This is a genomic window from Mastigocoleus testarum BC008 (genome assembly GCF_001456025.1).
Taxonomy (GTDB): domain Bacteria; phylum Cyanobacteriota; class Cyanobacteriia; order Cyanobacteriales; family Nostocaceae; genus Mastigocoleus; species Mastigocoleus testarum.
Window position 1 is genome coordinate 1 of sequence record NZ_LMTZ01000118.1, and the last position, 16,323, is coordinate 16,323.

Annotated in this window: 12 protein-coding genes; 6 read left to right on the top strand and 6 right to left on the bottom strand. The window is 38.0% G+C overall.

All coding sequences use genetic code 11. The features are described from left to right. Window positions 1–123: 123 nt before the first annotated feature. Entirely contained in the window at window positions 124–1,608 is a 1,485-nt protein-coding gene (locus tag BC008_RS29690) for a phospholipase D-like domain-containing protein (protein ID WP_235595958.1), read from the top strand. A gap of 61 nt (window positions 1,609–1,669) precedes the next feature. Here BC008_RS29690 and BC008_RS29695 read toward each other — a convergent pair whose 3' ends face one another. Beyond that, a complete protein-coding gene (locus BC008_RS29695; RefSeq protein WP_027844029.1) occupies window positions 1,670–2,245 on the bottom strand; it encodes a Uma2 family endonuclease in 576 nt (191 codons plus the stop codon). Between the two features lie 234 nt (window positions 2,246–2,479). Here BC008_RS29695 and BC008_RS29700 point away from each other — a divergent pair, with 234 nt between their 5' ends. After that, on the top strand, window positions 2,480–3,751 hold the full coding sequence (locus BC008_RS29700) for a glycosyltransferase (protein ID WP_027844028.1): 1,272 nt from the start codon (window positions 2,480–2,482) through the stop codon (window positions 3,749–3,751). A 574-nt stretch (window positions 3,752–4,325) separates the two neighbouring features. On the opposite strand, the gene BC008_RS29705 is transcribed toward BC008_RS29700, so the two are convergent. Beyond that, window positions 4,326–4,550, bottom strand: coding sequence for a hypothetical protein (locus BC008_RS29705; RefSeq protein ID WP_058184129.1), 225 nt, complete (start codon window positions 4,548–4,550; stop codon window positions 4,326–4,328). Window positions 4,551–5,306: 756 nt separating this feature from the next. On the opposite strand from BC008_RS29705, the gene BC008_RS29710 reads away from it, so the two are divergent. The 3 genes from BC008_RS29710 to BC008_RS29720 all read left to right on the top strand — a co-directional run bounded on the left by BC008_RS29710 (window position 5,307) and on the right by BC008_RS29720 (window position 13,283). Then, on the top strand, window positions 5,307–8,651 hold the full coding sequence (locus tag BC008_RS29710; RefSeq protein ID WP_058184130.1) for a PAS domain S-box protein: 3,345 nt from the start codon (window positions 5,307–5,309) through the stop codon (window positions 8,649–8,651). Window positions 8,652–9,404: 753 nt separating this feature from the next. Then, on the top strand, window positions 9,405–10,211 hold the full coding sequence (locus BC008_RS29715) for an SDR family NAD(P)-dependent oxidoreductase (protein WP_027844027.1): 807 nt from the start codon (window positions 9,405–9,407) through the stop codon (window positions 10,209–10,211). Between the two features lie 354 nt (window positions 10,212–10,565). After that, entirely contained in the window at window positions 10,566–13,283 is a 2,718-nt protein-coding gene (locus BC008_RS29720) for a cation-transporting P-type ATPase (RefSeq protein WP_027844026.1), read from the top strand. Here the strand turns inward: BC008_RS29720 and BC008_RS29725 are convergent. From BC008_RS29725 to BC008_RS49795, 3 genes are all read right to left on the bottom strand, one after another. Beyond that, complete coding sequence (locus BC008_RS29725; protein WP_058184131.1) at window positions 13,280–13,498, bottom strand: ester cyclase; 219 nt, start codon at window positions 13,496–13,498, stop codon at window positions 13,280–13,282. The two genes, BC008_RS29720 and BC008_RS29725, sit on opposite strands and share 4 nt — an antisense overlap. Window positions 13,499–13,508: 10 nt before the next feature. Further along, window positions 13,509–13,712 (bottom strand): hypothetical protein, encoded by a 204-nt coding sequence (locus BC008_RS29730; RefSeq protein WP_153009685.1) that lies wholly within the window; start codon window positions 13,710–13,712, stop codon window positions 13,509–13,511. A gap of 90 nt (window positions 13,713–13,802) precedes the next feature. After that, on the bottom strand, window positions 13,803–13,973 hold the full coding sequence (locus BC008_RS49795; protein ID WP_161938179.1) for a hypothetical protein: 171 nt from the start codon (window positions 13,971–13,973) through the stop codon (window positions 13,803–13,805). 134 nt (window positions 13,974–14,107) lie between these two features. Between BC008_RS49795 and BC008_RS29735 the strand changes: the two genes are divergently transcribed. Next, window positions 14,108–15,169: a hypothetical protein gene (locus BC008_RS29735; RefSeq protein ID WP_027844025.1), complete on the top strand. Its 1,062-nt coding sequence runs from the start codon at window positions 14,108–14,110 to the stop codon at window positions 15,167–15,169. Window positions 15,170–15,176: 7 nt separating this feature from the next. Here the strand turns inward: BC008_RS29735 and BC008_RS29740 are convergent, their stop codons facing one another. Continuing rightward, complete coding sequence (locus tag BC008_RS29740; RefSeq protein ID WP_153009686.1) at window positions 15,177–16,238, bottom strand: hypothetical protein; 1,062 nt, start codon at window positions 16,236–16,238, stop codon at window positions 15,177–15,179. Window positions 16,239–16,323: the final 85 nt, after the last annotated feature.

Consider the following 16,323-nt stretch of genomic DNA (forward strand, 5'->3'; position numbering starts at 1 on the left):
AGTTGCCTTAATATGTTCAAAACTTATTTTTTGTTTTTCCTCGAATAACGAATCAATCTGTATCTTACTTTTTCAGCAAGCCCTATGTACATATATCACTTAAATCCTATAACAGCAGATCAAATGCTTCGCTACAATAGACCTGGTTTTGATTTAGTAAGCTGCAAACGCGTAGGATTACCTGTTTATAAAATAACAATTCAAGCTCTAACACAAAGGTGTAAACCAATTCCTCCAATAGAAGAATACGTTTTAAAAGTAATTGATGCAGGTCTTTCCTCTGAAGAAGATATTGTTGATTATCTTGGTCTAGAAAAGGTAATATTAAACGATGCAATGGTCAATTTAAGAATGAATGAAAATATTGATCTTGTTGCACCTAATGCTTCTCGAATGCAAGTGTGGAAACTGACTAAAAAAGGTAAGAATACTCTTAGTGAAGCTAAAATTATTATTCCAGAGGAACGAACATTTGATATTCATTTTGATGGTTTATTGCGTTATCCATGTCGGTATGGACGCTCTGATTCATCGTTTTTGAAGCCACAAGAATTGCGTACTCAAAGAATGATAGAAATTGAAGCATTTCCGAAAAAGCCACCAGAATTAGCTGATATTAAACTTAAACAAGTGTATGCATTGAACCGCCAAATAGAAAGTGCGAGCAAAAGGAAATCAAAAGAACAGAGAGACTTACTAGCATTAAAAGCGATTGAACGTAGAGAAAGGCTTTTCCAGCCTGCACAAGCATTAATTTATAAAGCAAAAGATAGTGATGATGTTCAAGTAGCATTTCTAATTGATGGTGTTCCCTCTAACGAACATGAAACTGCTTTTGCTCGCTCCAATGGTATTAATAAACTTCGTATTGTTGAGACTCTGAAGCTAAGCTCTCCTAAAAAACTCGCCGAAGAAATATTGGGATATGACTTTGTCGCCTCAGCTCCATTAGAAACAATTGAAACCATCAAAGAGGAGGTATACTGCGCTCAAGCAAAGATTGAAGCACAAATACAGATAACTCAAAATAGTCTTGAACTGACTAAGGATAAAGAAGAAAAAATTAAACTTGAGCAACAATTTCAATCCGCACAGGAAGAAATTGAACAACTTAAAGAACAATTAGATTCTCTTTTGAGTACAGTTCCTATGCGTTGGTTAGAGATGTACGAGCACCGTCCACTTTTGGAAGATGCTCTTAGCAATACACAGGAACGTTTAATGATTATCTCCCCTTGGATTAGAGCAAGTTCAGTTAATGAAAAATTTTTGATAGATTTTGAAAATCTACTCAAAAAAAGTGTAAAAGTTTACATAGGTTATGGTTTGGGAGAATATGATAATAAATATTCTTCTGATATTCAAGCTGAGAAAAAAATACAAGAATTAGGAAATCAATATAAAGCAAATTTTAAGCTTAACCGTTGGGGAGATACTCACGCAAAAATTCTCATTTCCGATCAAAAGTTTGCCGTCACTACAAGTTTTAACTGGCTTTCCTTCAGAGGCGATCGCGAACGCACTTTTCGGGATGAACGGGGGACTATTGTATATGACTCACAGAAGATTAATGAGTTATTTGATAGCTACAGCAAGCGTTTTAAGTAATTAGTACCGATGTAACCTGTAGGTTAAAAATTAATTAATTTCATCAATAATGTAATGTATATCAACCAGGAAAAACCTTAGATAAATCCAAAATTAGATCTGGAAAACAAGGTAAATTAACAGTTTCATTGGGTAAGAAAATTATCTTTTTACGATAACCAAATTTACCTTGAGAATTTTGTAATGGTTCTCTGTAATGTTCCAAGCAATTATCATTTAAATTAAATATCCAATAATCGAGAATACCTGCTTCAGCATAAAGCAGTAACTTCACTTCTTGGTCATACTTTAAAGAAGAGTCAGCAATTTCAATCAAAAGTAATATGTCTTCAGGGCAAGGATGAGAGCTAAGATAATCATCATCTCGATTTTTAAGAATAGTTATATCTGGTTCGGGTTCGCTATCTGTTGATATAACTACAGGGTCTTGACTTTGCAAAGTTGCACGTTTACTTAGTAAATTTGATAATTCTCTAATTAATCTTCTATTAAATGTTGAATGGGCTGTACCTTTAGCAATCATGTAGATCAATTCTCCGCGAATTAACTCAACTCGGTCATCCTCACCGAAAAATCCGAGTTCTGTTAAATGATTGTATTCAGTTATGGTAAAGCGTTTAGCGGTAGTTATTGTCATGATGATGGGGAAGTGCAAGTTTATTTTAATTTTAGAAGAAGCTTGCTGATGATTAACAAACGGGGAACTGAAAGTATTAGTATTCTTACTTTTTGACTATTACTGATATTTTTTAGTTTTTAGTAAAATTTTGAGCACCTAAGTATTCAACATCAGGGTAGTAAATTGCGTTAGCGTAGTTGTGAACTGTGATGACAAGCTTACTTCAGTAATGTCGAACAGTAAGGAAAAATTATGAATATTTTTATTCTCACAGCTGGTTCCCGTGGCGATGTCCAACCTTATGTAGCGTTGGGTCAAGGATTAAGAGAAGCGGGACATTTAGTAACTGTCTGCACCTGCTCTAGCTTTGAATCATTCATCACCGACCATGGTTTGAATTATGGATATATGAATAATGATTTCATCAAACTGGTTGACTCAGAAGCTGGTCGAGAAATGATGGAAAGCGGAGGAACTTTTTTTGGTTTAATCGGAGCGATGTTGAAATTGCTTAAAGTAGCCAAAGTCATCAATAAACAAATGCTTAGGGATGCTTGGAATTCAGCCCAAGCAGCAAAACCCGATATTATCATTTTCCATCCCAAGGTACTAGCAGGTTCCCACATTGCGGAAAAACTTGGTATTCCAGCAATAATGGCTGTTCTCGCACCTGCGATCGTTCCAACTTCTGATTCTGTGGCTATTGGGTTCCCAAATTTGAAGCTTGGAGGCTGGTACAACAAACTTTCCTATAAGGTTTTGCACTGGGGCTACCATAATTACGACGACATAGTAAATGAATTTCGTCAGGATGTACTCGGAATTAGCAAATTTCCTAAATCGACAAGTCCAATCGAAACGGTAAATGGAAAACCAATTCCAGTTTTGCATGGTTATAGCGGACTGATTTCACCACGTCCCAAAGATTGGTCAAATACAGCTTATATCACCGGATATTGGTTTTTAGATCGAAAGGATGATTGGCGACCTCCAGCCGAATTGGTTGATTTTCTGGAAGCAGGCGAACAGCCGGTTTATGTTGGATTTGGTAGTATGGCAGGACGTAATCCAAAAAAAATGGCAAATATTGTCATTAATGCCCTGGAGAAAGCAGGAGTACGTGGCATAATTGCTACTGGCTGGGGTGGTGTAGACGCTAGAATTCTACCGAAAACCATTTTCAAGATCGATAAAATTCCCCATTCCTGGCTCTTCCCTCAGATGTCTGCTGTCGTTCATCATGGTGGTGCTGGAACAACAGCAGCCGGATTACGTGCAGGTTGTCCGACAATAGTATGTCCTTTTCTTGTCGATCAACCTTATTGGGGGGAAAGGGTTTATACTCTGGGTGTCGGAAGTAAACCTATTCCACAAAACAAATTAACTGCTACTAAATTAGCTAAAGCAATTCGAGAAGTAATAACAAATCAAATTATTCGACAAAATACGGAAACTTTAGGTGAAAAGATTCGTAAAGAAGACGGTATCGCAAATGCTATCGCTATTATAGAAAGCTTTATATAATTTTATTTAAGATCACTTGATTGATAAGCCTACGGTATACGCCTTAGCAATTGCTTTTTGGTAGGACTTATATCATGTCCGCTTAATTACTTATGAAAAAATATGTTTGTAGTAGTGCTTATAGTCTTATAGAAAAATACTGGCGCTAAAGTGCTACTACGAACCTTATCACAAGTATTTTACCGGACATGATATTACGCGCTCGTCACCAGTCCTAAATAGAATAGTTTGGAATTGCTATTTCTTTGTGGAAAGACTTTGCTAACCTATCGTCGCAATAAATGTATTTACTTTATCCGTGTGTAAGTCCTGATTTTTAGTTTATTGCTTGCTTTTAGCATCTGCTTGTCAGTAATTTATTTGAGTTTAGATCCTGTAACAAATCTTTGCTTCGTTGATGGATTATCAGCGCTTGAATTGTATCTTAAGTTTCCATTTAGACTACTGAAGGGTTTATCTATGCAGGGATACTTAGGATTATGCTTAGATGACTAATGTCATTTTTTACTTCTGCTCATCATCTCATTGATAAACGCATCAACACCTTTGCAAGTCTCTAGGCCAAAGCTATATTTTACCAATCTACTAGCTGTAAACGACCTGTTTGAATGTAATCGAATATACGATTAATGTGACGTCTATCTGAATCACTAACTTTCCCGTCAATTAATACCGTATAAGTTAAAGCTTTATGATCTTTACGACTTATTTTCCCAGATCGAATAATTCTTTCTACAATCTTTTGTACTGCTAATTCTGCCCGGTTATGAAATTTTTCGTATGCTGATAAAGTATTCATATTTCTCTAAATAAGTACAACAATTAATCACATACTTTATCTTTCTATTTGGTTATGTGAAGAAAGACATATCTCTAACTTAAACTTTGAATAAAACCTAGAGTTAGATGTTGTGAAAATCAGACACTTGTGCTTATAAGCATCCTTAAAAACTAAAGTAACTTCGGTTAAATGCACAACAACTCTTTCATAAGATATAAGTCACAAATCTACCTTTTGATAGAGCCATATTCCCAGAGAAGTTTTGTTGCGCAATTTCACTGTACGATCTTTCAAGTATTAAAACTCTACATATTACTTATGCACTGTCAAAGTTACTGATATTACTCTCATAAACAGTTTACAGATAGTGACATTTGAGTATTTTCAATCATCAACGCAGTTACGACTTAAAAACAAAAAGTGTAAAATGCAACGTTTTTTTTTGAGTGATACTATGTTGCGTTAAGCATCTTTAGCTAAATTTTAAATTAAGTAAGAAAAATTACTATATATCTTTATAAAATTCTTATGTCAAAAATAACTTATACGGTAAATAACCCTCTTACGTGATTGTTTAGAAATAAAAGTCAATGCTGATACTTCAAGCTATAAATATGACAGAATTTTTGCCTTTATTCATAGCATTCTAAATACTATTATTTTTTTACTGAAACTCTTGTATTGAAACGCTTTTTCTATGAGTACAGTGACAGAAGAGGAATAAAAAGCGAGATATACCTTGTTAATTTATCCCCCGCAAACGGAGTTTGAATTGTGAAAATTGAGCAAAATTTGAGGGTTGAAGAAGAGATTTTTATCGGTGATAGTGAAATGGCGGTATTGATGCGTTCCTTTGATTGGTCGCAAACAAGCCTTGGTGCGGTAGAAAACTGGTCGCAAAGCCTGAAGACAATTTTGAGTATATTGCTTACCTCTGGTCACCCCATGTTTTTATTTTGGGGAGAGGAGTTAATTCAGTTTTACAATGATGCTTATCGTCCAAGTTTGGGAGCAAATAAGCACCCCCAAGCTTTGGGACACCGGGGAAGAGAATTTTGGGACGAGATTTGGCATATTATTGAACCCCAAATTGATGCAGTGATGAAGTGGGGCAAATCTACTTGGAATGAAGACCATTTAGTACCCATTATTCGTAACGGTTATTTAGAAGAAGTTTACTGGACCTACAGTTACAGTCCAGTCAGAGACGACAATGGTGAGATAAATGGCATTTTGGTTGTTTGTAGTGAGACAACCGAGCGAGTTATTGGAGAAAGACAACTGCAAACGCTTCGAGAACTTGCAACTGAAAACATTGGGATCAAGACAGTTGAAGAAGCTTGTCAAATTTCACTTCGAACTTTAGCAAATAATCCTCATGATATACCCTTTGCCCTCCTATATCTCCTCGATGATAAGCAAGCTACAGCAAAATTAGCAGGTACTTGTGGAATAAATGCAGAAACATCAGCCAGTCCATTAGAAATTGAGATAAATTCAGACTCGAAAATTTGTAATTTATGGCAACTCCCTGCGGTTATGGCGACCAATGAAGGTCAATTTATAGGGGAATTAAAATCAAAATTTGGAAACTTACCCGGTGATGCTTGGGCGAATAGCCCCGAATCTGCTTTTGTTCTACCGTTGATCCCATCGGGACAAGCTGATATAAAGGGATTTTTAATTGTAGGTATTAGTTCAAAACGACCATTTAACGATGATTATAAGGGCTTCTTTGATTTAGTTGGCGGACAAATCGCGACTGCTATTAGTAGTTCTAATGCTTGGGAAACCGAACGCCGGTTAGAGCAAATCCGCGAAACTGCGCGAATGGAAGTCGAAGCAGCAGAAACTAGAATGCTTGGTATTTTATCAAGTATTCGTGATGGCTTTGTGATTTTTGATTATGACTGGCGTTATCTATATATTAACGATCGTCAACTTGAAATCATTGGTATGAGGCGTGAAGATGTTTTGGGTAAAAGCCTTTGGGAGGTATTTCCCGATTTAGTGGATACCGAATTAGAACAAAAGCTATATCAAGTTATGCTGGAAAGAAAGTCGACCCAGTTCGATTTTTATTATCCGGCTTGGAATCGCTGGTTTGAAAATCAAATTCATCCTACACCTGAAGGAATTGCAGTTATATGTGCTGATATTACCGAACGCAAGCAAGTAACTGAAGCCTTAAGAGAACAAGAAGCTCGATTACAGTTTATGCTTGAATGTTCTCAGATTGGTGAATGGGATTTAGATTTAACAACCCAACCCTATACCGCTAATCGCTCGCTCAAACACGACCAAATTTTTGGATACGAATCGCTTTTACCGGAATGGAGTTATGAAATTTTCCTCGAGCACGTCCATCCCGACGATCGCGAATCTGTAGATAAATCTTTCAAACAAACCCTGTCGAGTTATGTGGATTGGGACTTTGAATGCAGAATTATTCGTGCAGACGGAAAAATTACTTGGATTTGGGCTCGTGGTAGCGTTTACCGAGATAGCAATGGTAATCCGATTAGGTTAATTGGTAGTGTCACCGATATTAACAAGCGTAAGCAATCCGAAGCAAAACTTCAGCAACTTGCTGCTCTAATCGACAATAGTATAGATTTTATTGGATTGGCGACACTGGAATCCCAAGCAGTATTTGTCAACCCTGCAGGTTGCCGTTTAATCGGGCTAGAAAATCTTGAAGCCGTTACCAAAACCGAAATTATTGATTATTTTCTACCAGAAGATAAAGCTTATGTCCAGGAAGTTATATATCCAACTGTGATGCGCGAAGGTTACTGGAAGGGCGAGTTTCGTTTTCGCCACTTTCAAACTGGGGAAGCAATTCCCGTTGATTACACCCTTTTTCTCATCAAAGATCCACATACCGATGAACCCCGCGCCATCGCCACCATCAGCCACGATATTCGAGAACGGATGGCTATGCAACAAGAGCGCGTACGTATTCTCGAACTGGAACGAGCCGCTCGCGAAGAAGCAGAACAAGCAAACCGCCTCAAGGACGAATTTCTTGCAATACTTTCCCACGAAATGCGTACTCCCCTAAATCCAATTCTCGGTTGGGCAAAAATATTACAAAAAGGTAAAATTGATCATAAGAAAACCCAAAAAGCTTTGGAAATAATTGAACGTAACGCCAAGCTACAGGCGCAATTAATTGACGATTTACTCGATATATCCCGAATTTTGCAGCGCAAGCTCAACTTAGATAAAGTATCTGTAAATCTAGGAGATGTGATTCAAGGTGCTTTAGAAACAGTTCGTTTAGCCGCACAAGCCAAATCAATTCACATTCACATAATAAAACCATCATCAGCAGTAATGGTTAACGGCGATGGAGGGCGATTGCAGCAAGTAATATGGAATCTTTTATCCAATGCAGTCAAATTTACTCCTGTCAACGGACAGATTTGGGTCGAATTAACTCAAACTGGAAACTATGCCCAAATTCAGGTAAAAGATACTGGAAAAGGAATTAAAAAAGAGTTTCTGCCTTATATCTTCGAGCATTTCCGTCAGGAAGACAGCAGCACAACCCGTAAGTTTGGTGGCTTGGGTTTGGGACTGGCGATTGTGCATCAAATTGTTAAACTCCACGAAGGAAGTGTAACCGCACAGAGCCTTGGGGAAGAGCAAGGTGCAACTTTTACAGTACGCATACCATATATGGCAGCAAAAAATGAAACTACAAATTTACAGCAAGTCAGTCAACCACGATCAGGCTTAAACGGTATAAATGTCTTAGTAGTTGATGACGAACCAGATTCTTGTGACTTAATCGCTTTTTTATTACAACAAGAAGGTGCAACAGTTACAACTGCAACATCGGCGTCGCAAGCGCTCGAAAATATTACTAAATCCACGCCAGATTTATTAATCAGCGATATCGAAATGTCCGATATGAATGGTTACGAATTTATCGGAAAAATTCGCTCTTCAGAAAAAGGTAAGTTAATTCCATCAGTGGCTGTAACTGCATACGCAGGTGAAGAATCTCAGGAGAAAGCAATTGGAGCTGGTTTTCAAAGACATATATCTAAGCCAATTGATGCAAATACATTCATTGATGTAGTAGTTGAGGAACTATTGCAAATATTTTGATATAGCTTAAAATTTAAATTTAAAATCTCCGATTCGTAGTCTTAGAGTATGTTTATAAACAACTTCTAAAGTAGTGTGGGTTACGGCAAAATCAGGATTTAATTGTTTGAACAATTCAAAATTTGTTGTAGCCCACAGATATCATTTAGTATGTGAAATTTGGTAATAAATCTAACAGATATTAGAATAATTTTATTTTTTACTTATAAAAACCTTCTTAGTCTTTTATTAAAAAAGATGTTTATGCCAATAGGAGTAATTTAGATTCCAATACGACCGCTATACATCAGTCAGTCGGTTTTGTTAGAAGTGAACGAGGGGAGGATTAGAACATAACCTATGGAATGATGAAGTAAATTTTTAATTATTGATATTATTGAACTATTGTGAATGGGAATTAAAACAAATAAAAATACTTTCAGCCATTCCAGGGTTGCTCCATAGATACGCCGATTGGTGTGTACGGCGTACAGTGGGGCATTTCAATGATGCATCAAGATACATTCTTTAAGGTTCTCAAGGAATAACCTTCTAGATGATGCTTATTTCAATCCCAGATATTAACAAGTTTCCTACTGAAAGATTGGAACGAAGATTTAAAATAGGTTCGAACAAATGCTAGGAGACTTTTGCCACATCTATATAAAGTAATTCCTAGGGTAAATTTCCGACAACTTGGTAAAAAATATCCAATTAGTTTTGTTTGACTGCTTACTCAAACTAACCAAAATAGAGTAATAAAGATATCTAAATATGACCAAATTAAATGACGCTGTTATTTTAGTTACAGGAGCGGCAGGGGGGTTTGGTCGCGAATTAACTAAACAGTTACTAGGTAAGGGAAGTCGTCTTATTCTTACAGACATTAACCTAGAGATACTTAAAGAGCAAGTAAACAAAATACAGGCTGAAATAACCACAGGAGAAGTTATTCAATCCTTTGGGGCTAACTTAGCTAATCGCACAGACTGTGAGACTCTCTATCAAAAAGTTAAAGCTTTAAATATTCCCTTAGATGTTTTGATTAATAATGCAGGGATGGGTCTATTTGGTCGTGTAGATGAAGTTCCTGTAGAGAAATGGGAGCAATTGATGCAAGTCAATTTAATCGCTCCAATACGTTTAAGTTCTTTATTTGTCGCCGATATGATTGCTCGACAACAAGGACATATTGTTAACATCTCTTCTATGGCTGGTTGGATTCCTCGTCCGGGAATTGCTCACTATTCTTCGAGTAAATTTGGCTTGCGGGGTTTTAGTGAAGGATTATTTCATGAAATGAAACCTCACAACGTAAAAGTTACAGCTGTTTATCCTTTTTACAGCCGTACTCCAATGTTGAACTCGGCAAAATACGGTACTTTAGCAGAAAGTTCTACAAAAATTCCCGACCGATTGATTGTCGAACCAGAAGAAGTGATGGCTCATACCATTGAAGCTATTGCTCACGAACGACTCCACGTATTTCCTGATCGCGTGGGAAAGAACATCCATTTTTTCAAACAAAATTTTCCTCTGTTGTTCGACTGGATTAGCAATCGCCTTGGTAGTCTTGCTTGATGCTCCAAAAAAATAAAACTTGACCTCATGGCTTGACCGGGAAAAAGGTCACATTGTTACTGTTAAGTTAGTTAGATTGAATTATTTACATTTGTAATACTTTGGCACTACAATCAGTGTCAAATATTTTTTTGTGAGGAGTGTATTGTTCACTATAATCGTAGAAAAACTATAGCAATCCCCCATCAAATACGACTGCTGTATTACAACCTAGTTTTGTTTTTCACATAGTAGGGTATTTGCTTGCTATCCGTACATTCCAATGATACCGATGTGCAGATTCGATGAACAAGATATTCTGTCTTTGCTAGCATCAACTGATAGGGTATCAGAAAAGCATCTGCACGGGAAGTTATGATATCAGTTCAATTGCAATCTCGCTCTTGTCACGAACTTTCTGGTCGTGAGGCAATTAAAGAATTTAATAGCAACTTAAAAGGTGGTTTAACAGCAGAGGAAGTTGCTAGTCGTTACGAAACATATGGATGGAATGAATTACCTATCAAACCTGGAAAACCTGCTTGGCTAAGATTTTTATTACAGTTTCATCAACCGCTTCTCTACATCCTGTTGATTGCAGGGGCTGTGAAAGCATTTTTAGGATCTTGGACTAATGCAGCTGTTATCTGGGGAGTGACGGTTATCAATGCAGTTATTGGCTATGTTCAAGAAGCCAAGGCTGAAGGAGCGATCGCTTCCCTTGCAAAAGCAGTGACCACAGAAAGTACGGTTTTACGAGAGGGTCAAACTCTGCAGATACCATCACGGGATTTAGTACCGGGAGATATCGTACTTTTGACATCGGGGGATAAAGTTCCAGCAGACTTGAGATTACTGAATACTCGTAGTTTACAGGTTGATGAGTCAGCTCTTACGGGAGAATCAGTACCAGTAGATAAATCTATTCAACCCTTACCAAAGGATACTCCCCTTGCAGAACGAGTTAATATGACCTACGCCGGAAGTTTTGTCACTTTTGGACAGGGAACAGGGATTGTTATAGCTACAGCAGATGCTACGGAAGTCGGACAGATTTCTAAGTCGATGGAGCAGAGGGTTAATCTGAGTACTCCACTGACTCGTAAGTTTGCTAAATTTAGCCGTATCTTACTCTACGCTATTCTGACTCTGGCAACCCTGACATTTGCCATCGGTCTGGGACAGGGAGAATCCTGGATCTACATGTTTGAAGCTGCTGTCGCTTTAGCTGTTAGTGCAATTCCTGAAGGTTTACCAGCAGTTGTAACTATCACTTTGGCGATTGGTGTTAACCGCATGGCGCGCCGTCATACCATTATTCGCAAACTTCCAGCCGTTGAAGCTTTGGGGAGTACCACTGTTATTTGTTCTGACAAAACCGGAACGCTAACAGAAAATCAAATGACGGTACAGGCTATTTACGCTGGGGGACAAAATTATCAGGTCAGTGGTAGTGGTTACAGTCCTAAAGGTGAGATTGTTCAACCTGATAATAATGACCTAGAAAGTGTTTTTGAAGATGGTTTTTTGTCGCAAGCCTTGAAAGAATCCCTGATAGCTGGAGTACTTTGTAATGATTCACAATTAAAGCATACAGGAGAACATTGGTCGGTTGTGGGCGATCCCACGGAAGGTGCATTAATTACAGCTGCAGCTAAAGCCGATCTAACCCAGTCTGCACTAACAGCTTCAAAACCTCGATTAGATTCAATTCCTTTTGAATCCGAGTATCAGTATATGGCGACATTGCATGACGCTGATTTTCGAACTATCTACGTCAAGGGTTCTGTTGAAGCATTGTTAAGACGATGCTCTCAGATGATAGATCGACAGGGTCAGATCGTTCCCCTCGAGCAAGCACAAATCGAGCAAGCCGTTGAAGCAATGACAGCAGAGGCTCTGCGAGTACTAGCTTTTGCCAAAAAAATTGTTGCTCCCCATCAACATTCGATAGATCATGACAATATCGAAACTGGGTTAGTTTTTCTCGGGTTGCAAGGTATGATTGACCCACCCCGTCCAGAAGCGATCGCAGCGGTGCATGCTTGTCAGACAGCCGGAATTCAAATCAAGATGATTACCGGAGACCACATCTCAACAGCTCGGGCGATCGCTCAACGTATGGGTATTCAGAAGACAGAGCAAGTTCTGGGGTTTGAGGGACAGCAACTAGCGAAAATGGATGATCGTCAACTTGCTCGAACTATTGAAGATGGAGATGTATTTGCTAGGGTTGCACCGGCTCAAAAACTAAGATTAGTCGAAGCTCTCCAGTCAAAAGGGGAAATCGTCGCCATGACGGGAGATGGGGTAAATGATGCACCAGCCTTAAAGCAAGCTGATATTGGGATTGCAATGGGGAAAGGTGGAACCGAAGTGGCTCGAGAAGCTGCTGATATGCTTCTAACAGATGATAACTTTGCCTCTATTGAAGCTGCAGTGGAAGAAGGACGTACAGTTTACCAAAACTTACGTAAAGCGATCGCTTTTCTCTTACCTGTCAATGGTGGTGAATCCATGACTATTTTGATCAGTGCATTGCTAGCGAGGGATTTACCAATTTTGTCCCTACAAGTACTGTGGTTAAACATGATTAATTCCCTCACCATGACTGTTCCCCTGGCCTTTGAGCCGAAGTCGAACGGTTTGATGCAGAAGTCTCCACGCAATCCCAAAGAGCCCTTAATTACAAAGAAATTATTACGTCGAATTTTGACAGTTTCCCTATTTAATTGGATTCTGATTTTTGGTATCTTTGAGTGGGCGAAGTTTGCTACTGGTGATGTTGCAGTTGCTCGCACAATGGCAATTCAGTCCCTTGTAGCTGCTCGAATCGTCTATCTTCTCAGTATCAGCCAATTAGGGATTAGTTTGTTCAACTATATCCGGGGTAGATCGGCATTGATTACAAATGCACCCATCCTAATTGTGGGTATTGTTGGTGCTGTTGCTCTACAAATTGTGTTCAGTCAGTGGAATGTGATGAACATACTATTTGAGACAGCACCTCTGACTTGGAATCAATGGGTTATTTGTTTGCTACCAATGTTGCCAATGATACCCACTGCAATATTTGCAAACTACATCGACTAATCTTGAGCAAGAGTAGCAGCTGGGATCGCTCCAAGTTGCTGCATAACTTCCAATAAATTCAATTCATCCCAGTGTTCAATAAATTTCCCGTCCTTAACGCGCCAAATATCGATACTGCGCATACTAATTAAATTACCGGTGGCTGGAATCCCCATAAATTCTTCTTGTTGATGAGCGTGATAAGTGAATCGAGCGATCGCAGTTTGACCATCCACAAAAACATCTTCAACATTTACTTTGGTATCTGGGAAAGATATTATCCAAACCTTTAAAGAAATTTTTTACTGCTTCTAAACCGTCTGGAACATAAGGGTTGTGGTTGATGTAGTCAGCTACAATAAAGTTATCAAATTTATCAATCTGACCTGTATTCAGGGCTTCTGCAAATTTGTAAGGAAGTTCTTCTGCTCGCGTAATATGAATACTCATTTGATTGAATTCTCCATTTTTAGTCATTAATTGAATGACCAACCAAATTAATTGAACAACCAACCAAAAAGACTTAAAAAAATAAGGAGTTTAATTTTTGTCTAATTGCGACTGAAACATTTGTTTAAGCACCACATATGGTTCCTCTAAATCAAAACTAGGATCGGCTAATTGTTGTAAAGCTAATCCATCAAAGCTAGCTAGTAAAACCGAGGCTAAAGCTTCTGGTTTAGCTATTTCTTGGGGAGCAATTTGATCCAATACAAATGCGATCGCATTGCGGCTTTTTGCTAACAGCGTTCCCTTTAAACATAAAAATGAGATATTGCTTGCTTGAAAGCTGTTTGTAAACTAACCTCATTCATGTATATTAAAGCACCTGATTGAGGTTCTAGATGAAAAGCTATAAAATTTCGCTTCATGAAAGAACATATGAGAAAGCAAGAAACTATTTGGAAGAATTGAAGGCTGGAAAAACTCCAGGTTCTTATCTTGCTAAGCAGTTAACTGACAGAAATATTTCCCAAGTTGTCCCTGAAGAATTTATTGAGCTAATACTTAGAACTAAAAAACCACAAATATTTGCCGAAAGTGCTGTTAGTGGTGATGGTTCGGACTGGAATCAAGAAGAACTTTCTATATTAGGGGATATCAGTATTGCTACGCCGGTGACAGTATATGACAATGGCAGACACACCGATCCAAAAGTACATCAAAATCCTTTTCAAGCAACTCTTTTATTCGTCCCCGGTGCATTATTACGAAATGGTAGAAGTAATACTCCTGCTGATTGGAAAGAAGTAACAAAAAATCAAGAAATCAATCCAGAATCTTATTATCAGCTTTACGAGAGAAGATTGCTTCCTGCATTTATGTATGCCAATGATGTAATGAAAACTCAAAGTAAAATGGGCTTGATTACGATTCCAGGTCTTGGTTGCGGTCAGTTTGCAGGAAAATTTAGAGGACAGTTAGGTACTCACCTTAAAGTTGCATTGACAAAGTTTTTAGAAAAGCATGGTACTAAACTGTCAAATATTAAAGCGGTATATTACGACCCATATCGAGAATGTAGCAACGAAAGACTTGAGATTGCAGGTATAAATCTTCTTGTCAGACCTTTAACTCAAGGAAATGAAGGTAAATCTCAACTGTGTCATCCAAAAGACTATGAAGAAGCAGGAGATGATTTTAGTACTTGTGAATTATTTAGTGTCGTAGCTTGGGATCATGTATCATGGCCGGGTAACGATTTTTATTTGGGTTCTAGGGTTACAGATGATGGAGTAAAAGCTGCAGCGACTAGTGTAATGTCAGTAATGACAGGAATTGAAGGTCATTATAATGTCGTAATTAATAAGTATAATCCACCATCTGAATACGGGTGTTGGGAAGAAACGATCGCAAGAAATGCTATTGAGTTAGAGGTTAAAAATAACTTTAGAATTTTTGCTTGAGGCTAATTTAATCCACATACCCCAAATATAAAAGAAGGAGTACTAAACCATATGTACCCAGCCCTGTTACACCAAAGCCATTACTAATAACAAGGAAGCTTTTTATCGATTCATCTGTACGGGACCAAAGTAAAATTGCGGTAGCAATTGCAAAAATAGTCGCCATAATTGCTATAGCAAATAATGTCAGTCCCAAACTTTGTGTTGAGACAACTCCAATTCGATCTAAAGCGTAAGTCAAAATTCCATTAATAGATAACCAGCAAATATTGAAAATTCCCACACCGCTAGCAATACCCATCGGTATTTGAGTTAAACGATTAAATATTCCCCAAAGCAGCAGGGTAGTGTTAAACATTATTGCTAAACCTGCTGCGATCGCAGTTCCATCTATAAACCAACCCCAAGTATCGGCTGCAAATCCATAGGGTATAACAATCTCATAGGGTATCCTAGCAAAGAAATGCCAAACTAAGTGATACACACCAAATCCACAAACAAAGCTTGCAAAGATTTTATTTACTGGACTTGGATGAAACCAGGAGAAAAACCCTACGATACCTCCCCCTACAACAAATAGGATGTTACCGAGACTCAGTAAGCGATTTTCACCTAATTCTACGAGGAAATTCATCCCCCAGTATTTTTGCTTTAATGCTTGCAACTGCTGAGAACTCAGTCCTAAATTTGTAATTTCGTAGATTTTGGAAAGTAGTGGAGCATGATTCGATCCTCTCTCCTGACAACCAATTATTTGTCCATCATAGGAAGCACGACAATTAGTCAGATCGTATTTATTTATGTTTCCTTGAATAAAGCTTATATCTAGTAAACGATCCTGAATTTTTGTTTGACACTTAAATTCTCGATCTGCTTGTGTACATTCAAATATCCGATTAGGTAAATGAATTTTAGAGTTCTCTCCAACATTTATAGATACCCCAGCAAATGGAGTATAATCGGGTACGCTTGGTGCATTAGACAGTAGTAGCGATAAAAATGCACTTATGAATACAATCCATAGACCGAGCAAAAATCTTGATAAGAATAAACCCACTTGACGCATCACTCTTGCTTCCCAAAAATATGAGCCAGTTATTTGGAGTTAATTACATTGATTTCAATTGCGAAGGCTAAGTTCCGATAATTTTGTT